This window comes from Variovorax sp. GW821-FHT10B04 (assembly GCF_059415645.1).
Genome location: NZ_JBWKNQ010000003.1, coordinates 249,702 through 265,982, shown reverse-complemented (window position 1 = coordinate 265,982; position 16,281 = coordinate 249,702). Strand labels below are relative to the sequence as shown.

Genomic DNA, 16,281 nt, shown 5'->3' with positions numbered 1-16,281 from the left:
CGGCGCGTTCGCATGTCCATCGCCGCTCCGGCGCGCCTCCAGCGACCTTCGAGACCGTCATGCAAATCCTGACCCAACTCATCTTCAGCGGCATCGCGCTGGGGATGATCTATGCGGTGATCGCGTTCGGCTACCAGCTGACCTTCGCCACGTCCGACACCCTCAACTTCGGCCAGGGCGACGCCCTGATGCTCGGTGCGCTGGTCGGCCTCACGCTGGTCGGGCTGGGGGTCAACTACTGGCTGATGATCCCGATCGTCTGCGTGTTCGGCGCCTTCCAGGGCGCGGTGGTCGAGCGCATCGGCGTGCGGCCCGCGATCAAGATCAAGAGCGAGTTCGGCTGGATCATGTCGACCATCGCGCTGGGCATCATCTTCAAGAACGTGGCCGAGAACGTCTGGGGCCGCGACGACCTGAAGTTCCCGTCGCCGCTGCCGGAGTCGCCGCTCAAGTTCCTCAACGCCAACGTGCTGCCGATGGAAATCCTGGTGGTGGTCGGCGCGCTGCTCATGATGCTGGCGGTCGAGCTGTTCAACCGCCGCTCGATCTACGGCAAGGCGGTGGTCGCGACCTTCAACGACCGCGACGCCGCCAAGCTGATGGGCATCAACACCGGGCTGGTCATCACCTTCTCGTACGCGCTGTCGTCGATGACGGCGGCCTTCGCCGGCGTGCTGATCGCGCCGCTCACGCTCACCGGCGCCACGATGGGCGCCGTGCTCGGCCTGAAGGCCTTCGCGGTGGCGATCATCGGCGGGCTGACCAGCGGCATGGGCATCGTGGTCGGCGGGATCATCCTCGGCATCGCCGAGACCACCACCGGCTTCTACCTGAGTACCGGCTACAAGGACGTGCCCGGGCTCGTGCTGCTGCTGATCGTGCTGGCCGTGCGGCCGGCGGGCCTGTTCGGCAAGACCGCCATCAAGAAGGTGTGACGACGTGGCCCTGCAATCCGAAAAGATGAAGACCAGCCACCTGCTGCTGGCCATTGCGGGCGTCGCCGCATTGCTGCTGTTCCCGATCGGCATCGACAACCCGTACTACATCCACCTGCTCGAGACCATCATGATCTATGCGATCGTGCTGTTCGGGCTCGACATCGTGGTCGGCTACACCGGCCAGGTGTCGCTCGGCCATGCCGGGCTGTTCGGCCTGGGCGCCTATGCGGCCGGCGTGCTGGTGTTCAAGCTGGCGGCGCCGTTCTGGATCACCGTGCCGGTCGCGATCCTGTTCACCGCCGGCTTCGGCGCGCTGCTGGCGCTGCCGGCGCTGCGCGTGTCGGGGCCTTACCTGGCGATGGTCACGCTGGCCTTCGGCACGATCATCCAGATCCTCATCAACGAGATGAGCTTCCTCACCGAAGGCCCCATGGGCATCAAGCTCGACAAGCCGACGTTGTTCGGCCACAAGCTCGACGAGCGCGAGTTCTACTGGGTCGTGGCGGTGCTGATGGTGCTGGCGCTGGCGGTGGTGCACCGCATCCTGCGCTCGCACCTGGGCCGGGCCTTCGAGGCACTGCGCGGCAGCCCGGTCGCATCGGACTGCATGGGCGTGTCGGTCTACCGCTACAAGGTCTACGCCTTCGTGATCAGCGCGGGCTTCGCCGGGCTGGCGGGCTGCCTGTATGCGTATTCCGAGCAATACATCTCGCCCAACTCGTACAACTTCGAACTCACGGTACTGTTCCTGCTGGCGGTGATCATGGGCGGGCGCAAGAGCCGTATCGGCTCGCTGATCGGCGCGGCCATCATCGTGCTGCTGCCCAAGCTGCTGGACGACGTCGTGCTGTTCCGCTACGTGGCGGTGGTGCTCGCGGTGCTGGTGGCGGTGTCGGCCGTGGTCGCGGTGCGGCGCGGACGCGCCACGCCGGCGCAGATGGCCATTCCGGTGGCTGGCAGCATCGCGCTGGCCGCGCTCGCCTTCTGGCTCGAGACCATGACCGACTGGCGGCTCTCGATCTTCGGCGTGATCATGCTGTTCGTCGTGTACTACCTGCAGGACGGCATCGTCGGCTTCGTGCGCAAGGCCTTCAACATCCGCCGCGCGGCGCCGTCGCTGGACGTGCTCGGCACCGGGCTGTCGGCGTCGAACGCGGTCTCGACCGCCGCACAGGCCGGTGGCTCGGCCGAGGTGCTGCAGGCGGCCGGCGTGCTGATGCAGTTCGGCGGCCTGAAGGCGCTGAACAACGTCGACCTGACGATCCGGCGCGGCACCATCCACGGGCTGATCGGCCCGAACGGCTCGGGCAAGAGCACGATGATGAACGTGCTGACCGGCATCTACGTGCCCACGGCCGGTGCCATCAGTTTCGGCGGCCGGTCGCTGGTCGGGCGCACCTCGTCGGACATCGCGCTGTCGGGCATTGCGCGCACCTTCCAGAACGTGCAGCTGTTCGGCGAGATGACGGCGCTGCAGAACGTGCAGGTCGGGCTGCATCACACCTTCCGTAGCAACCTGCTCGACGTCGCCCTGCACACGCCGCGCTATCGGCGCGAGAGCGACGCGGCGGTCGATCGCGCGCTGGGCCTGCTGAAGTTCGTCGGTCTCGGCGAGTTCGTGGCGGAGGAGGCGCGCAACCTGCCTTACGGCAAGCAGCGCCTGCTCGAGATCGCCCGTGCCCTGGCACTCGACCCCCAACTGCTGCTGCTCGACGAGCCCGCGGCCGGGTTGACGGCGCCGGACATCAAGGAGCTGATCGCGATCATCCGCAAGATCCGCGAACACGGCGTGACCGTGATCCTGATCGAGCACCACATGGACGTCGTGATGAGCATGTGCGACACGGTCTCGGTGCTCGACTTCGGCCAGAAGATTGCCGAGGGCGAACCTGCCGCGGTGCAGGCCGACGAGAAAGTCATCGAGGCGTATCTGGGCGGCCAGACAACCGAACCCACCGAACCCGCACAGGCCTGAAGCGAGGACTTCTCCATGCTGACCATCCAGAATCTCTCCGCCGGCTACGGCAAGGTGCAGGTGCTGCACGGCATTTCGATCGAGGTACCCAAGGGCAAGGTCGTGACGCTGATCGGCTCCAACGGCGCGGGCAAGACGACGACCATGCGCGCCGTGTCCGGAATGATCGCGCCCACCGCCGGCGAGATCACGCTCAACGGCAAGCGCATCGACGGCCTCGAGTCCTTCCACATCGCCAAGCTCGGGCTGGCGCACTCGCCCGAGGGACGGCGCGTGTTCGCGACGATGACGGTCACCGACAACCTCACGCTCGGCGCCTTCCCGCGCCTGACCGGCAGCCGCCCGCGCGGCGACGTGGCGGGCGACCTGGAGCGGGCGATGGAACTGTTCCCGCGGCTCAAGGAACGGCGCGCCCAGCTGGCCGGCACGCTGTCGGGCGGCGAGCAGCAGATGCTGGCGATGGCGCGCGCCGTGATGCTGAACCCCGAAGTCGTGCTGCTCGACGAGCCGTCGATGGGCCTGGCGCCGATCCTGGTGGCCGAGGTCTTCCGCATCATCGAGCGCCTCAAGGGCGAGGGCGTGACGATGCTGCTGGTCGAGCAGTTCGCCGCAGCGGCGCTCGGGGTCGCGGACTATGGCTACGTGCTGGAGAACGGCCGCATTTCATTGCACGGGCCGGCCGACAAGCTGCGCAGCGATCCGGCGGTGAAGGCTGCGTACCTGGGCGGCGGGCACTGAGGCCGCCGGCCTCGCAGTGCGCTACGTCGCCACTGCCGCCTACAGCGCGATCTTCCCCGCCTCCACATACTCCTCGAACTGCGTGCGCGGCATGGCCGTCAGGCCGAGCACGCCGGGTTCGGCTTCCCAGCTCAGCGTGGCGCTGTCGGGGGCGAGATCGACTTCTATGCGCCCCTTCGGAATGACGAGCGGTGGGCCGTCACCCGGCGTGTAGGTGACGTGGCCGACGATGGTGGCGAATTGGGACATGGCGATTTCCTCTTCTCTATGAACAGCCGCCATTTAATGCGCGCGGCATGTCGGTGCGTGTCGGAAGACCGGCCGGCTTGGGTACGGTGTTCCGCGGCGATGTCCGACTGCGCGCCTTTCCCCGGCGCCTGTAGCAAACTCCGCATCCCACCCCGACCGATTTCGCCCCTCCCATGACACAGATCCTTCCCAGCTTCGAAGTCCTCCCGCGCGACCTGTCCGCCTACCGCGAAGGCAACATCGGCATCGACTACGTGCACCGCTTCGAATCCGGCAAGCCCGGCCCGCACGTGCTGATCAACGCGCTGACGCACGGCAACGAGATCTGCGGCATGGTCGCGGCCACGCACCTGCTCGACACCGGCGTGCGCCCGAAGATCGGCACGCTGACCGTGAGCTTCTCGAACGTCGAGGCCTACGAGTCCTTCGACAAGGCCAAGCCCTTCGACAGCCGGCAGATCGTGCACAACATGAACCGCATCTGGTCGACCGAGCTGCTCGACGGTCCGGAAGACAGCCCCGAACTGCGCCGTGCGCGCGTGCTGCGCCCGGTGATCGACGCGGCCGACTACATCCTCGACATCCACTCGACCAGCCAGGACGTGGTGCCGTTCTGGGTCTATCCGGCCTACGAGCGCAACGCGCAGGTCGCGCTGGCGGTCGGCCGGCCGCCGGTGCATCTGGTGATGCCCAACGGCCTGGGTTCGGGCACGCCGCTGATCCAGTACGGCCACCATGCCGACCCCGAAGGCAAGGGCGGCGCGGTCGTGGTCGAGTGCGGCCAGCATTTCAAGCAGTCGGCCGCCGACCTGGCGACCGCCGTGACGCTCGACTTCCTCGCGCATTTCGGCCTGATCGATGCCGACCCGGCACGACCGGCCCCGGCGCCGCAACGCCGTTTCGAGCTGCTGCAGACGCACATGGTCAAGGACCCGAGCTTCGCCTTCACCCGGCCGCTGATCGGCTTCGAGACCTTCGCCAAGGGCGAACTCATCGCGATGAACGGCACCGAGGAAATCCGTTCGCCCTGCGACGACTGCACGGTCTTCATGCCCACGCACACGCCGATCGTCGGGCGCGAGGCCGTCTATCTGACCAAGCCGCTCTGAGGCTGAGAACGGCCGCCACGCGGCGGCCGTGCGACCGTTCGCCGTGTTCCGACCGATGACTTCTTCCCTGGCTTCCACCTTCCAGATCGACCGCGGCGGCGTCCAGCAGGCGCTGCGCATGGCGCTGGCCGCGCTGCTTGCCTTCTCGATCGCAGCGATGCTGCACGTCCACAACGCCTACTGGGCCGCCATGCCGGTCTGGGTCGTGGCGCAGTCCGCGCGAGGGCTGCTGCTGGAGCGCGGCTTCTATCGCATCGTCGGCACCGTGCTCGGCGCGGCGGCCGGTTTCGGCATGCTGCACGTCGCCGGCAATCCGTATGCATTGCTGGCGCTGCTCGGCATCTGGGTGGCGCTGAACGCGGCGTTCACGCACATCTTCCGCGGCGTGCTGTCGTACGGCGCGATGATGGCCGGCATGACGGCCGCGGTCGTGGTGCTGCCCTCGGTCAACGCGCCGGAGCACATGCTGGCGCTGGCGGCGGCGCGCGTCGAATGCACGCTGATCGGCGTGGTGGTGGTGACGCTGGTCACCGGCTTCTTCACGCCGCACTCGCGCCGTGACGATTTCTATCGCCGCGTGCAGTCGCTTGCGGCCGATGCGCAGGCGTTCGCGGCCCAGGCGGCCGGCGGCGTGGGTCCTGCGCAGACCGCCGAACTCGAGCGCCGCACGCTGGCCGGCATGAGCGACGTCGATGCCAATGCGCGGCTGGTCGCGGCCGGCTCGGTCGACGGCTATCGCCGGCTGCTGCACTGCAATGCGCTGATCTCCGCATCGATCGCCGTGATGGCCGCAGGCAGTGCGCTGCGCGCCCGGCGCGCACGTGGCGCCGACGACGTGGATGCGGTGCAGCGGCTGGCCGAGGCCGATGCGCAACTGGTGGCCGCGCGGCAGGCGCTGATGGCCGAGCCCGGCAGCGCCGATGCGCGATCGTTCGGGCCGAAGGTGACGCAGCTCATGCCGCACCGCGACTGGCAGCGCGCCTGCACGCACGGTCTCGTATCCGGCGGCGCCACCTTCGTGGCCGCCGCGGCCGGCTTCGCCTCCGGCTGGCCGGCAGGGGAGCTTGCCGCGCTGGGCGTGTGCATCTTCTCGATGGTCCTCGGCTCGCTCGCGGCACCGCGCGTGGTCGCGCCCAAGCTGCTCGCCGGCGTGTTGGCGGGCGTGCTTTTCGCTACCTTCTATCGCTTCGTGGTCCAGCCCCATGTCGACGGTACCGGTGCGCTGGTGCTGAGCGTGGCGCCCTTCATCCTGCTGGGTGCCTTCGCGCGATTCAGCCGCCGCACGATGATGCCGGCGCTCGACGCCAACATGTGCTTCATGCTGGGCAGCCAGGCCGGCATGCCGGCCGCCGGCGCGGCGGAGATCCTCAACGGCGCGGCGGCTTTGCTGCTGGCGGCCGCGCTGGTCGGCTTCGGCTTCTGGCTCGCACCCGACCGTCCGGCCGAGCGATCGCGCGGCCTTGCCCAGGCCATTCGACGCGATCTGCAGCGCCTGCTGGACGACGGCCGTCCGACGCGCGACTGGCATGCGCGGTCGTCGCGCCGCATCCTGCGGCTGATGCTCGACCTGCAACGTGCCGGCCGCCACGGCGAGGCGCCCGCGGGCCTGCTGGCTGCCGCCAATCTCGGCCATGCGATCGTGGCGTTGCAGGCCATGGCGGCGGGCTTGCCAGCCGGCACCGGCCGGCATGCGGCCATCGACGCCACACTTCAGGCCTTGCGCGGTTTCGATGCCGATCCGCTCGCTGCCGCCGACGCGCTCGAACGGCTGTCCGCCGATGCGCGCGAGCCGGCACTGACGCACCTTCAGCAGGACGCTGCCGACGCCTTGCGCGCGGGCGCCATGCTCGCCTGACGGCGGCCCCGACCTCGGCGCCGGCGTCGCGCATCGCGGCCGCCAAGGCGCCTGCATGCCCACCTTTCCCCGCCCGATCGGGCGCCTCTTCGCGACGCCATCGATGCTGCGGTGCAGCTTAGGGCAATCGCTCATGCACGGCGCCGAAGGCGCGCCCACACTCGCACCGGTCAAGTCGCCTACCGCACGGTAACCCCCCGCATCTCCCTGGGGCCGCGCGGTGCGATGGACGTTGTTCGGGCATTCAGTTCGGTGAGGAGTCGAATGGGTACTCAGCTTGCGGATTCGCCCTGGCGGATCGATCGGGAACAGCAGCAGCCGCGCAGCGCGAAGCGTGACGCGGTGCTGGTCGCGGCGGCGCGGCTGTTCACCCAGCGCGGGTTCCAGGGCACGTCGCTGGACGACATTGCCCAGAGCCTCGGCGTCACGAAGCCGACGCTCTACCACTACGTCTCCAACAAGGAAGAGATCCTTTTCGAGTGCGTGCGCCGCGGGCTCGGTGCATTGCAGCAGTGCATCAGCGAAGCCGCCGAACGCGGCCTGACCGGGCGCGAGCGCCTGCGCGCGGCGATGCACAACTACGCCGACATCGTGACCAGCGACTTCGGCCTCTGCGTGATCCGCGTGGGCGAGGACCCGCTGTCGGAGGCGCGCCGGCGCGAACTGCGCGAGCTCAAGGGCGGCATCGATACCGAGTTCCGCGCATTGATCGAAGAAGGCATGCGCGACGGCTGGATCGCAACGGGCGATGCCGCCATGGCGGCGTACACCGTCGTCGGTGCGCTCAGTGGCGTCGGCCGCTGGTACCGGCCGGAAACCCAGGGCACGCACGGCCTGGGCGACGCGGTCGCGCACTGCATCGAAATGCTCATGCGCGGCGTGCTGAGTGCGCCGCCCGCAGTCAACGAATCCGCGCGGCCGAGTCCGGCCGCCGCATCTCCTGGAGTCACCGTGGCAGAGATTCGCCGTGAGATTCATTTTGGTCATCGCGTGGTGCGCTGCTTCACACCGCGTCCTCCGCACATCGCGCAGATGCTGGTCGATGCGCTGGCCGCTCGCCCCGATGCCGAAGCGCTGGTCGTCGGCAGCTTGCGGCTCACCTGGCGCGGGCTGCATCACGCGGTATGCAAGTGCGCCGGCGGCCTGCGCGCGCAGGGCGTCGGCCCCGGCGACCGCGTCGCGCTCTACATGGGCAACTGCGCGGAGTTCGTGATCGCCGCCTATGCATGCGCCTGGATGGGGGCGGTCGCGGTGCCGATCAGCGCACGGGCACGCACGCCCGAGCTCGAATACACGCTCAACGACGCGGCGGCTGTCGCGTTGATCTGCGGCAACGAGCTGGCGGGCTTCCTGCCGGTGCCCGACGCGGTGCCCGCGCTGCGCCATCGTTTCGTCACCGGCGACGCCGCGGATGGCTGCCGGCCCTTTGCACAGCTCACGCAGGCCGAGCCGGTGGCCGAGCCGCATGCCGCGGCGGAAGAAGACGTCGCCGTGCTGCTCTACACATCGGGGACGACCGGCAAGCCGAAGGGCGCCATGCTGTGCCACATCAACGTCGCGCATTCGGTCATGCACTTCGCCCGGGCGCAGGGGCTCGCGCCGGAAGACCGCAGCGTGGTGGCGGTGCCGTTGACCCACGTGACAGGGCTCGTGGCGCAGCTCTATCTCATGCTGCATGTGCAGGGTTGCGCGGTCCTGATGCCGTCGTTCAAGGCGCAGGAGTTCGTGCGGCTCGCGTCCACCGAGCGCATGACGCACACCATCATGGTCCCGGCCATGTACAACCTGTGCCTGCTGCTGCCCGACCTGCAGGATTACGACCTGCGCCACTGGCGCATCGGCGCGTTCGGCGGTGCGCCGATGCCGTCGGCGAGCATCGAGGCACTGGCGCAACGGCTGCCCGGTCTCACGCTCATGAACGCCTACGGCTCGACCGAGACCTGCTCGCCGGCCACGATCATGCCGCGCGGCGAAAACACGGCGCATGCCGACAGCGTCGGGTTGACGGTGGCGTGCGGCGACATCGCCATCGTGGACGAGTCCGGCAACGAGGTGCCGCGCGGCCAGGCCGGCGAGATCTGGATTTCCGGCCCGATGGTGTCACCCGGCTATTGGCGCAACGACGCCGCGACCGCCAGCGAATTCCGCGGCGGTTACTGGCGTTCGGGCGACATCGGCAGCATGGACGCCGAAGGCTTCGTGCGCATCCTCGACCGCAAGAAGGACGTCATCAACCGCGGTGGCTACAAGATCTTCTGCGCGGCGGCCGAGAACGCGCTCATGGAGCATCCGCTCGTGCAGGAGATCGCGTTGATCGGCATTCCCTGCGCCGTACTCGGCGAGCGCGTGCATGCCTTCGTCTGCGTGCAGCAGCTCGACGCGTCGACGCAGGCCGCGGCGCTCATGGCCTTCGGGCGGGAGCGCCTGTCCGACTACGCCGTGCCGGAGACCTGGACCATCGGCACCGAGCCCTTGCCGCGCAACCTCAACGGCAAGGTGATGAAGCGCGAACTGCGCCAGTCGCTGCATGTCGCGATGACCTGAACCGGAGCACCGCATGAAAAAGATCCATGTGTCGCAGCAGAGCATCGTCTTCGTGCTCTTCGTCCTGATGTTCGCGGGCTTCGCGCTGCTGCTTCCGGGCTTTGCCCAGGTCGACAACCTGCTCACCCTGCTGCAGAACGTGGCGATCCTCGGCATCCTCGGGCTGGGCATGTCGGTCGTGGTCATCGGGCGCGGCATCGACATCTCGATGATCGCGGCGCTGGCGGTGCCTTCGGGCCTGCTGCTGCAGCTGATGCAGAACGGCATGGGATTCGGCGCGGCCTGCGCGCTGGCCATCGGCCTGTCGCTGCTGTTCGGCCTCGTCAACGGATGGCTGATCGCCTATGCCGAGGTGCCTTCGCTGTTCACGACGCTGGCTTCCGGCCTGTTTCTCGCGGGGCTGGGCCAGGCGTACTTCTTCCAGCTCGAGGTCGTGCAATGGCCGGCCTCGCTCGATTCGATGGCCTGGGTCGGGCGCGGCAGTTTCATGGGGCTGCCGATGCCGGTCGTGATGTTCGGCCTGGCTGCCGCGGGCCTGGCGCTCTTCCTCAAGCGCCTGCGTGCGGGCACCTTCATCTATGCGATCGGCGACAACCCGTTCGGTGCGCGTGCCACCGGCCTGCCGACGCGGCCGATCATGGTGCTGCAGTACGTGATGGCCGCGCTCATCGGCGTCTTCGCCGGCATCGTGATGGCCGCTTCGGTGAACAGCATGCCGACGCGCATCTTCAACTCCACCATGATCTACGACGTCGTCCTGGTCGTGGTGCTCGGCGGCATCGGCCTGTCGGGCGGGCGGGGCGGCGTGCTGAACGTGATCATCGGCACGCTGCTGATCGGGACCATGCTCAACGGCATGACCATCCTCGACGTTTCCTACTCGGTACAGAACATCGTGAAGGGCGTCGTGCTGCTCGTCGCGATCCTGGTCGATTCCATCTTCAATCCACGCAACGAAGAGACCGCCCAGCAGGGCGACATCTGAAGACCGCTCAGAGTTCAGAGCCCGACGCCAGGCTTCCATGGCGCCTTATCAAAAAGAAGGAGACACATCATGCAAATCGGACACCGCATCGCAACCGCTGCCTGCCTGAGCCTCGGCCTGTTGGCCGCCCAGAGCGCATTGGCGCAGGGCAAGGGCCTCGATGAACCCTTCCGCGAGCCCTACAAGAAGGCGCTGGCCGGGAAGACCGTCGGCTACATCCCGGTCGCGATGGGCTTCGACCTGGCGCAGGGCTGGTACAACGGGCTGAAGAAGGAGCTCGAGCCGTCGGGCATGAAGGTGGTGGCGCGCGACCCGAACTGGAACACCAACGCCGGCGCGCAGGCCTTCACCGCGCTGATCGCCGAGAAGCCGGCGGTGATCGTGATCCACAACCCCGACGTGGCGACCTATGCCAAGCTGATCGCGAAGGCCGAGTCGGAAGGCATCTACGTGGTGCAGATCAACATGCGTTCGGTCCAGCCGTCCACCGTGTTCGTGGGCGCGGACTGGGTCGACGTCGGCGAGCGCAATGCCGAGTCCGTGGTGCAGGCCTGCAAGGGCAAGTCGAACAAGATCGCCATCGTGCAGGGCGCGCCGACCGCCGCCACCAGCGCCTACACGCTCAAGGGCGTCGAGAACGTGCTGGCCAAGCATCCGGAGATCAAGGTGGTGTCGAACCAGGCCGCGGACTGGGACGCGGCCAAGGCCAAGGCGCTGACGCAGACCGTGCTCAAGCAGAACCCCGACCTGTGCGGCATCGTCGGCTTCTGGGACGGCATGGACATCGGCACGGCCGCCGCGGTGAAGGAAGCCGGCCTGACGGGCAAGGTGTTCCTCGCGACCTCCGGCGGCGGCGAGCAGAAGGGCGCGTGCGACCAGGTCAAGGCCGGTGCCTTCGATTCGGACATCAGCTACGACGTGCCGACGCAGGCCAGCAACATGGCCGCGATGATCAAGTGGCTGGTGCAGAACGGCATGAAGCCCGGCGCCGCCAAGCAGAACATCTACACCACGCTGATCCCGATCACCAAGGAGAACGCGTCGGCCGAGGGCACCTGCTGGAAGCTGACCGCGGCGAAGTAACGGGCCCGGCCTCGCTGTCGCCATGACCGAAACACTGACGCGCCTGCGCTACCGCTTCTGGCCGGACCACTGGGTCGGCGAGATCCTGTCCAAGCGCTGGACCGAAACCGCCATCCCGGTGCTGCTGCTGATCGCGGTGGTCTTCGCCTCGGGCCGCCTGATCGGCAACTTCTACACGCCGGGCGTGCTGGCGGACACCCTGCGCCAGGCCGGCGAAATCGGCCTCGTGGTGCTCGGCATGGCGCTGGTGATGATCGTCGGCGGCATCGACCTGTCGGTCGGGTCGATGTTCGCCCTGACCAACTTCTGCGCGCTGCTGCTGATGCACGTGCTGAAGTGGCCGGTCGGCCTCGCGATGCTGGGCACGCTCGCCTGCGGTGCGCTGCTCGGCGCCATCAACGGGCTGCTGATCGGCTACCTGCGGCTGCGTGCGTTCCTCACGACGCTCATCACGCTGATCATCTTCCGGTCGGTCTACGAGATCCTGAGCATGCAGTACTCGACCGAGATCGCGGGCAGCCTGCCGGACTCCGCCGTGTGGGCCTTCCTGGGCGACGGAACCTTCCTCGGCCTGCCGACGGTCGCGTGGGTCTATGCGGCCGCCGCGATCGGCGGGCATGTGCTGCTGACGCGGCTGCGGCTCGGCTGGCACATCATGGCGATCGGCGGGTCGCGGCGCTCGGCCTACAACGGCGGCATCGCGGTGCGGCGCACGGTGGCGCTCTGCTATGTGGGCTGCGGCGTTCTCACGGGCGCTGCCGGCTGCTTCTTCGCTTCGCGGCTCGCGACTGCGGGCGCGGACATCGGCGTGGGCATGGAGGTGCTGGTGCTGACGGCCGCGGTGCTGGGCGGCATCAGCCTCGGCGGTGGCCGCGGTTCGGTCACCAAGGCGCTTGTCGGCACGCTGCTGGTGCTGCTGATCACCAACGGGCTGACGTCGATGTCGGCGCCGGGCGGCGTCATCCGCATGGTGCTGGCGGCGATCCTGGTGCTCGCCGCGGTGATCGACGTGCGCTGGCTCAAGAACCGGCAACGCATCATCAGCAAGGTGTACGTCAGCCCGACCTACCAGAAGCTCGACCCGGCACCCGATTGCAGCGCCGAGGCCGGCGGCGTCTATGCGCTCAACAACAAGCTGCGGGACGTGAGCCTGATCGGCGTGGGGCGCATCGAGTCGCCCGAGGACGTCATCCTGGACCGTGACGACAACCTCTACGCCGGTTCGCGGCACGGCGACATCATCCGTTTCTTCGCGCCCGACTACGAGCGCATGGAGGTCTTCGCCCACATCGGCGGCCAGCCGCTCGGCATGGCATTCGATCGCGAGGACAACCTGTACGTCTGCGTCGGCGGCATGGGGCTGTACCGCGTCACGCCGCAACGCCAGGTCGAGCGCGTCACCGACGAAACCAACCGCAGCTGGCGCTCGATCAACGACGACAGCCGGCTGCGGCTGGCCGACGACCTCGACATCACCGACGACGGCCGCGTCTTCTTCAGCGAGGCGACCGTGCGCTACGAGATGGACGAGTGGGCGGTCGACGGGCTGGAGGCGCGCGGCAACGGGCGCATCGTCTGCTACGACCCGCGCGACAAGTCGACGCGAACGGTGCTGCGCGACCTGAAGTTCCCGAACGGCATCGCGATCGCCGGCGACGGCCAGTCGATCCTGTTCGCGGAAACCTGGGGATGCTGCGTCAAGCGCTACTGGTTCGACGGCCCGAAGGCCGGCCAGGTCGAGATGGTGATCGACGATCTGCCGGGCTATCCCGACAACATCAACCTGGCGTCCGACGGCAACTACTGGCTCGCGCTGGTCGGCATGCGTTCGCCGGCCTACGACCTGGCCATGCGCATGCCGGGCTTCCGCAAGCGGATGGCGTCGCGGTTGCCGATCGACGAGTGGCTCTTCCCGAACATCAACACCGGCTGCGTGCTGAAGTTCAGCGAGAAGGGCGAAGTGCTCGAGACGCTGTGGGACCTGGGCGGCGAGAACCATCCGATGATCACGTCGATGCGCGAGCACCGCGGGCACCTGTATCTCGGCGGCATTTCCAACAACCGGATCGGGCGCTACCGCCTGCCCGATGCCGACCCGGACTTTGTCCAGTACGAACGCCGATGGAGGAACGCCTGATGTTCGATGCCTTGCGTCATTTCAGCGACCGGCTCCTCGGGCGCGGCAGCGCCGCCATCACCGTGCCGGTGATGGACGGGCCGCTCAAGCCGAACCGCGCGCTCGACGAAGCGCAGTGCATCGCGCAGTTGCCGGACATCGACGATCTGGCCACGGACGGACGGTCGCTGTTCGTCACCGCCGGCCCGGTGCTGTATCGGCTCGACGGCGAACGGCTCGTCGAGTTGCGGCGCTTCGGCGCGGAGATCACGGCCGTTGCCGCGCATGCGGGCGGATCGCTCTCGGTGGCCGTGGCCGGACGGTCGGTCGTGGTCGCGTCGGTGCATGGCGGCGTGTGGACCGAACGGGCGAACCTTCACACGTCCGCCGGCATCGCGCTGCATGGCGTCAACGCGCTGCATTTCGAGACGGCCGATGCCTTGCTCTACACCGAGGGCTCGGTGCGCCACGGCCCCGTCGACTGGTGCCGCGACCTCATGGAGAAAGGCCGGACCGGGCGGGTCTCGCGCTGGCGCATCGGTGATGCGAGCGGCGCTGCGGACGGCGCTGCAACGGAGCTGCTCGCGCAGGACCTGCACCACGCGCTGGGCGTGCTGTCGCTCGAAGGCCAGGTGCTCTACAGCGAGAGCTGGCGGCACCGGGTGGGCCGCGTCGCCGGCGCGGCGCCGCTGCTGGCCGATCTGCCGGGCTACCCGTCGCGCATGGCCGTCTCGCAGACCGGCGGCTTCTGGCTGACCTGCTTTGCCTGCCGGACGCAGCTGGTCGAGTTCGTGCTGCGGGAAGACGCCTACCGGACGCGCATGCTGGCCACCGTGGACCCGCGCTACTGGGTGGCGCCGGCGCTGCGGTCCGGCACCAGCTACCTCGAGCCGCTGCAGGGCGCGGGCGTCAAGCAGATGGGCGTGCTGAAGCCCTGGGCGCCGCCGCGGTCCTACGGGCTCGTTCTGCATGTCGATGCGCGCGGGCGCGTCACGCAGTCGCTGCACAGCCAGGTCGACGGACAGCACCACGGCATCACCGCCGTGGCCGAATGCGGCGATGCGCTGTTCGTCGCGTCCAAGGGGAGCGGCCGGCTCCTTCGCATCGCATTGCCACAGGCCGGAGGAGCGACATGACCGACATGATCAGCGGCACCGAAGCGGTCGCGCGGACGGTGGCCGCCTCGGACGCAGCCGAGACCGTTCTCGAACTGCGCGCGGCCACCAAGCGCTATGCCGGCGTGCCGGCGATCGAGGACGTCGACTTCACGCTGCGCCGCGGCGAGATCCACGCGCTACTCGGCGAGAACGGCGCCGGCAAGTCGACCCTGACCAAGGTGATGGCGGGCGTGGTCCCGCTGTCGCAAGGGCAGATGCTGGTCGAAGGCGAGGTGGTGGAACTGCGCACGCCGCTGGCCGCACGCCAGCGCGGCATCGCGATGGTGTTCCAGGAAACCAGCCTGGTGCCGACGATGACCGTGGCGCAGAACCTGTACCTGGGCCAGGAGGCGTTCTTCAACCGCCTGCGCGGCGTGTACATCGCCGCCCAGCAGTTTCTCCAGTCGCTGAACTTCGACGTGGACCCGACCGCCACGGTCGGCCAGCTCGGCGCCGCCAAGAAGCAGATGGTGGAAATTGCCCGGGCGGTGCTGCACAACGCCCGCATCATCATCTTCGACGAGCCGACGGCCAGCCTGACGCCGGAGGAGAAGAAGTACTTCTTCGACCTCATCTTCAACCTGAAGGCGCGCGGCGTCTCGATCATCTTCATCTCCCATGCGCTGGAAGAGGCGCTGCTGCTGGCCGACCGCATCACCGTGCTGCGCGACGGTCGGCACGTGGTCACCGACGACAAGCTCAACTTCGACCGCGGGCGCATCGTGCAGGCGATGGTCGGCCGCGATCTGTCGCAGTCGCTCTACGGGCAGAAGAAGACGACGGTGCGGCCGCAGGGCGAATGCCTGTTGTCGGTGCGCAACCTGCGCATGTCGTCGATGGTCAAGAACAACTCGCTGTCGGTGTTCGCGGGCCAGATCACCGGCGTCTTCGGGCTCGTCGGCGCGGGGCGCACCGAGACCTTCAAGGTCGTGGCGGGGTTGATCAAGCGCGACTTCTTCCACGGCGGGGAGGTCCTGTTGCGTGGCAAGCCGGTGCGCTACAAGGTGGCGCGCTCGGCGGTGCGCGACGGCATCGCCTACATCACGGAAGACCGCAAGATCGAAGGCTTCTTCGAGACCATGTCGATCTCGCAGAACATCTACATGGGGCTGCTCGGCAAGCTGGGCAGTGCGTTCGGGCTCGTGTCGGGTGCCAAGGCCAAGGCCGTCGGCGAGCGCTGGATCAAGCTGCTCAACGTGCGCGCCATCAGCAAGGACGTGAAGGTCATCGAGCTGTCCGGCGGCAACCAGCAGAAGGTGGTGATCGCCAAGTCGCTGGTGCAGGACCCCGACGTCATCATCTTCGACGAGCCGACGCGCGGCGTGGACGTCGGCGCCATCGCCGAGATCCATGCGGAGATCAACCGGCTCGCGGATGCGGGCAAGGCCGTGGTGGTGATCTCGTCGTACCTGCCGGAAGTGCTGTCGCTGTCGGACCGCATCCTGGTCGCCAAGCAGGGCAAGGTGGTGACCGAGTTCTCGGCGACCGAGGCGACTCAGGAGCGGATCATGTACGCGGCGATCCACTGAGGG

At 68.2% G+C, this 16,281-nt stretch carries 12 protein-coding genes; 11 read left to right on the top strand and 1 reads right to left on the bottom strand.

Going from position 1 to position 16,281, the window contains the following annotated elements; genetic code table 11:
• Positions 1-59: 59 nt before the first annotated feature.
• The 3 genes from AC07PZ_RS09430 to AC07PZ_RS09420 are packed head-to-tail and all read left to right on the top strand — an operon-like array spanning position 60 to position 3,651.
• Positions 60-935, top strand: coding sequence for a branched-chain amino acid ABC transporter permease (locus tag AC07PZ_RS09430; RefSeq protein WP_495294793.1), 876 nt, complete (start codon positions 60-62; stop codon positions 933-935).
• Between the two features lie 25 nt (positions 936-960).
• On the top strand, positions 961-2,913 hold the full coding sequence (locus AC07PZ_RS09425) for a branched-chain amino acid ABC transporter ATP-binding protein/permease (RefSeq protein ID WP_495294792.1): 1,953 nt from the start codon (positions 961-963) through the stop codon (positions 2,911-2,913).
• Positions 2,914-2,928: 15 nt separating this feature from the next.
• Positions 2,929-3,651, top strand: coding sequence for an ABC transporter ATP-binding protein (locus tag AC07PZ_RS09420; RefSeq protein WP_495294791.1), 723 nt, complete (start codon positions 2,929-2,931; stop codon positions 3,649-3,651).
• Positions 3,652-3,690: 39 nt separating this feature from the next.
• Here AC07PZ_RS09420 and AC07PZ_RS09415 read toward each other — a convergent pair whose 3' ends face one another.
• Positions 3,691-3,900: a hypothetical protein gene (locus tag AC07PZ_RS09415; RefSeq protein WP_495294790.1), complete on the bottom strand. Its 210-nt coding sequence runs from the start codon at positions 3,898-3,900 to the stop codon at positions 3,691-3,693.
• A gap of 173 nt (positions 3,901-4,073) precedes the next feature.
• Here AC07PZ_RS09415 and AC07PZ_RS09410 point away from each other — a divergent pair, with 173 nt between their 5' ends.
• From AC07PZ_RS09410 to AC07PZ_RS09375, 8 genes are all read left to right on the top strand, one after another.
• Positions 4,074-5,009: a M14 family metallopeptidase gene (locus AC07PZ_RS09410; protein ID WP_495294789.1), complete on the top strand. Its 936-nt coding sequence runs from the start codon at positions 4,074-4,076 to the stop codon at positions 5,007-5,009.
• A gap of 55 nt (positions 5,010-5,064) precedes the next feature.
• The gene (locus AC07PZ_RS09405; protein WP_495294788.1) at positions 5,065-6,864 is read left to right on the top strand and encodes an FUSC family protein; all 1,800 of its coding nucleotides are present in this window, start codon (positions 5,065-5,067) and stop codon (positions 6,862-6,864) included.
• Positions 6,865-7,128: 264 nt separating this feature from the next.
• Positions 7,129-9,408 carry an AMP-binding protein gene (locus tag AC07PZ_RS09400; protein WP_495294787.1) on the top strand — a complete coding sequence of 760 codons (2,280 nt, stop codon included), beginning with the start codon at positions 7,129-7,131 and terminating at the stop codon, positions 9,406-9,408.
• A 13-nt stretch (positions 9,409-9,421) separates the two neighbouring features.
• Entirely contained in the window at positions 9,422-10,393 is a 972-nt protein-coding gene (locus tag AC07PZ_RS09395) for an ABC transporter permease (RefSeq protein ID WP_495294786.1), read from the top strand.
• Between the two features lie 69 nt (positions 10,394-10,462).
• The gene (locus AC07PZ_RS09390; RefSeq protein ID WP_495294785.1) at positions 10,463-11,476 is read left to right on the top strand and encodes a sugar ABC transporter substrate-binding protein; all 1,014 of its coding nucleotides are present in this window, start codon (positions 10,463-10,465) and stop codon (positions 11,474-11,476) included.
• A 22-nt stretch (positions 11,477-11,498) separates the two neighbouring features.
• On the top strand, positions 11,499-13,613 hold the full coding sequence (locus tag AC07PZ_RS09385) for an ABC transporter permease (protein WP_495294784.1): 2,115 nt from the start codon (positions 11,499-11,501) through the stop codon (positions 13,611-13,613).
• Positions 13,613-14,728 (top strand): strictosidine synthase, encoded by a 1,116-nt coding sequence (locus AC07PZ_RS09380; RefSeq protein WP_495294783.1) that lies wholly within the window; start codon positions 13,613-13,615, stop codon positions 14,726-14,728. Before AC07PZ_RS09385 ends, AC07PZ_RS09380 begins: the two co-directional genes overlap by 1 nt.
• The gene (locus AC07PZ_RS09375) at positions 14,725-16,278 is read left to right on the top strand and encodes a sugar ABC transporter ATP-binding protein (RefSeq protein ID WP_495294782.1); all 1,554 of its coding nucleotides are present in this window, start codon (positions 14,725-14,727) and stop codon (positions 16,276-16,278) included. Before AC07PZ_RS09380 ends, AC07PZ_RS09375 begins: the two co-directional genes overlap by 4 nt.
• The last annotated feature ends 3 nt before the right edge of the window (positions 16,279-16,281 follow it).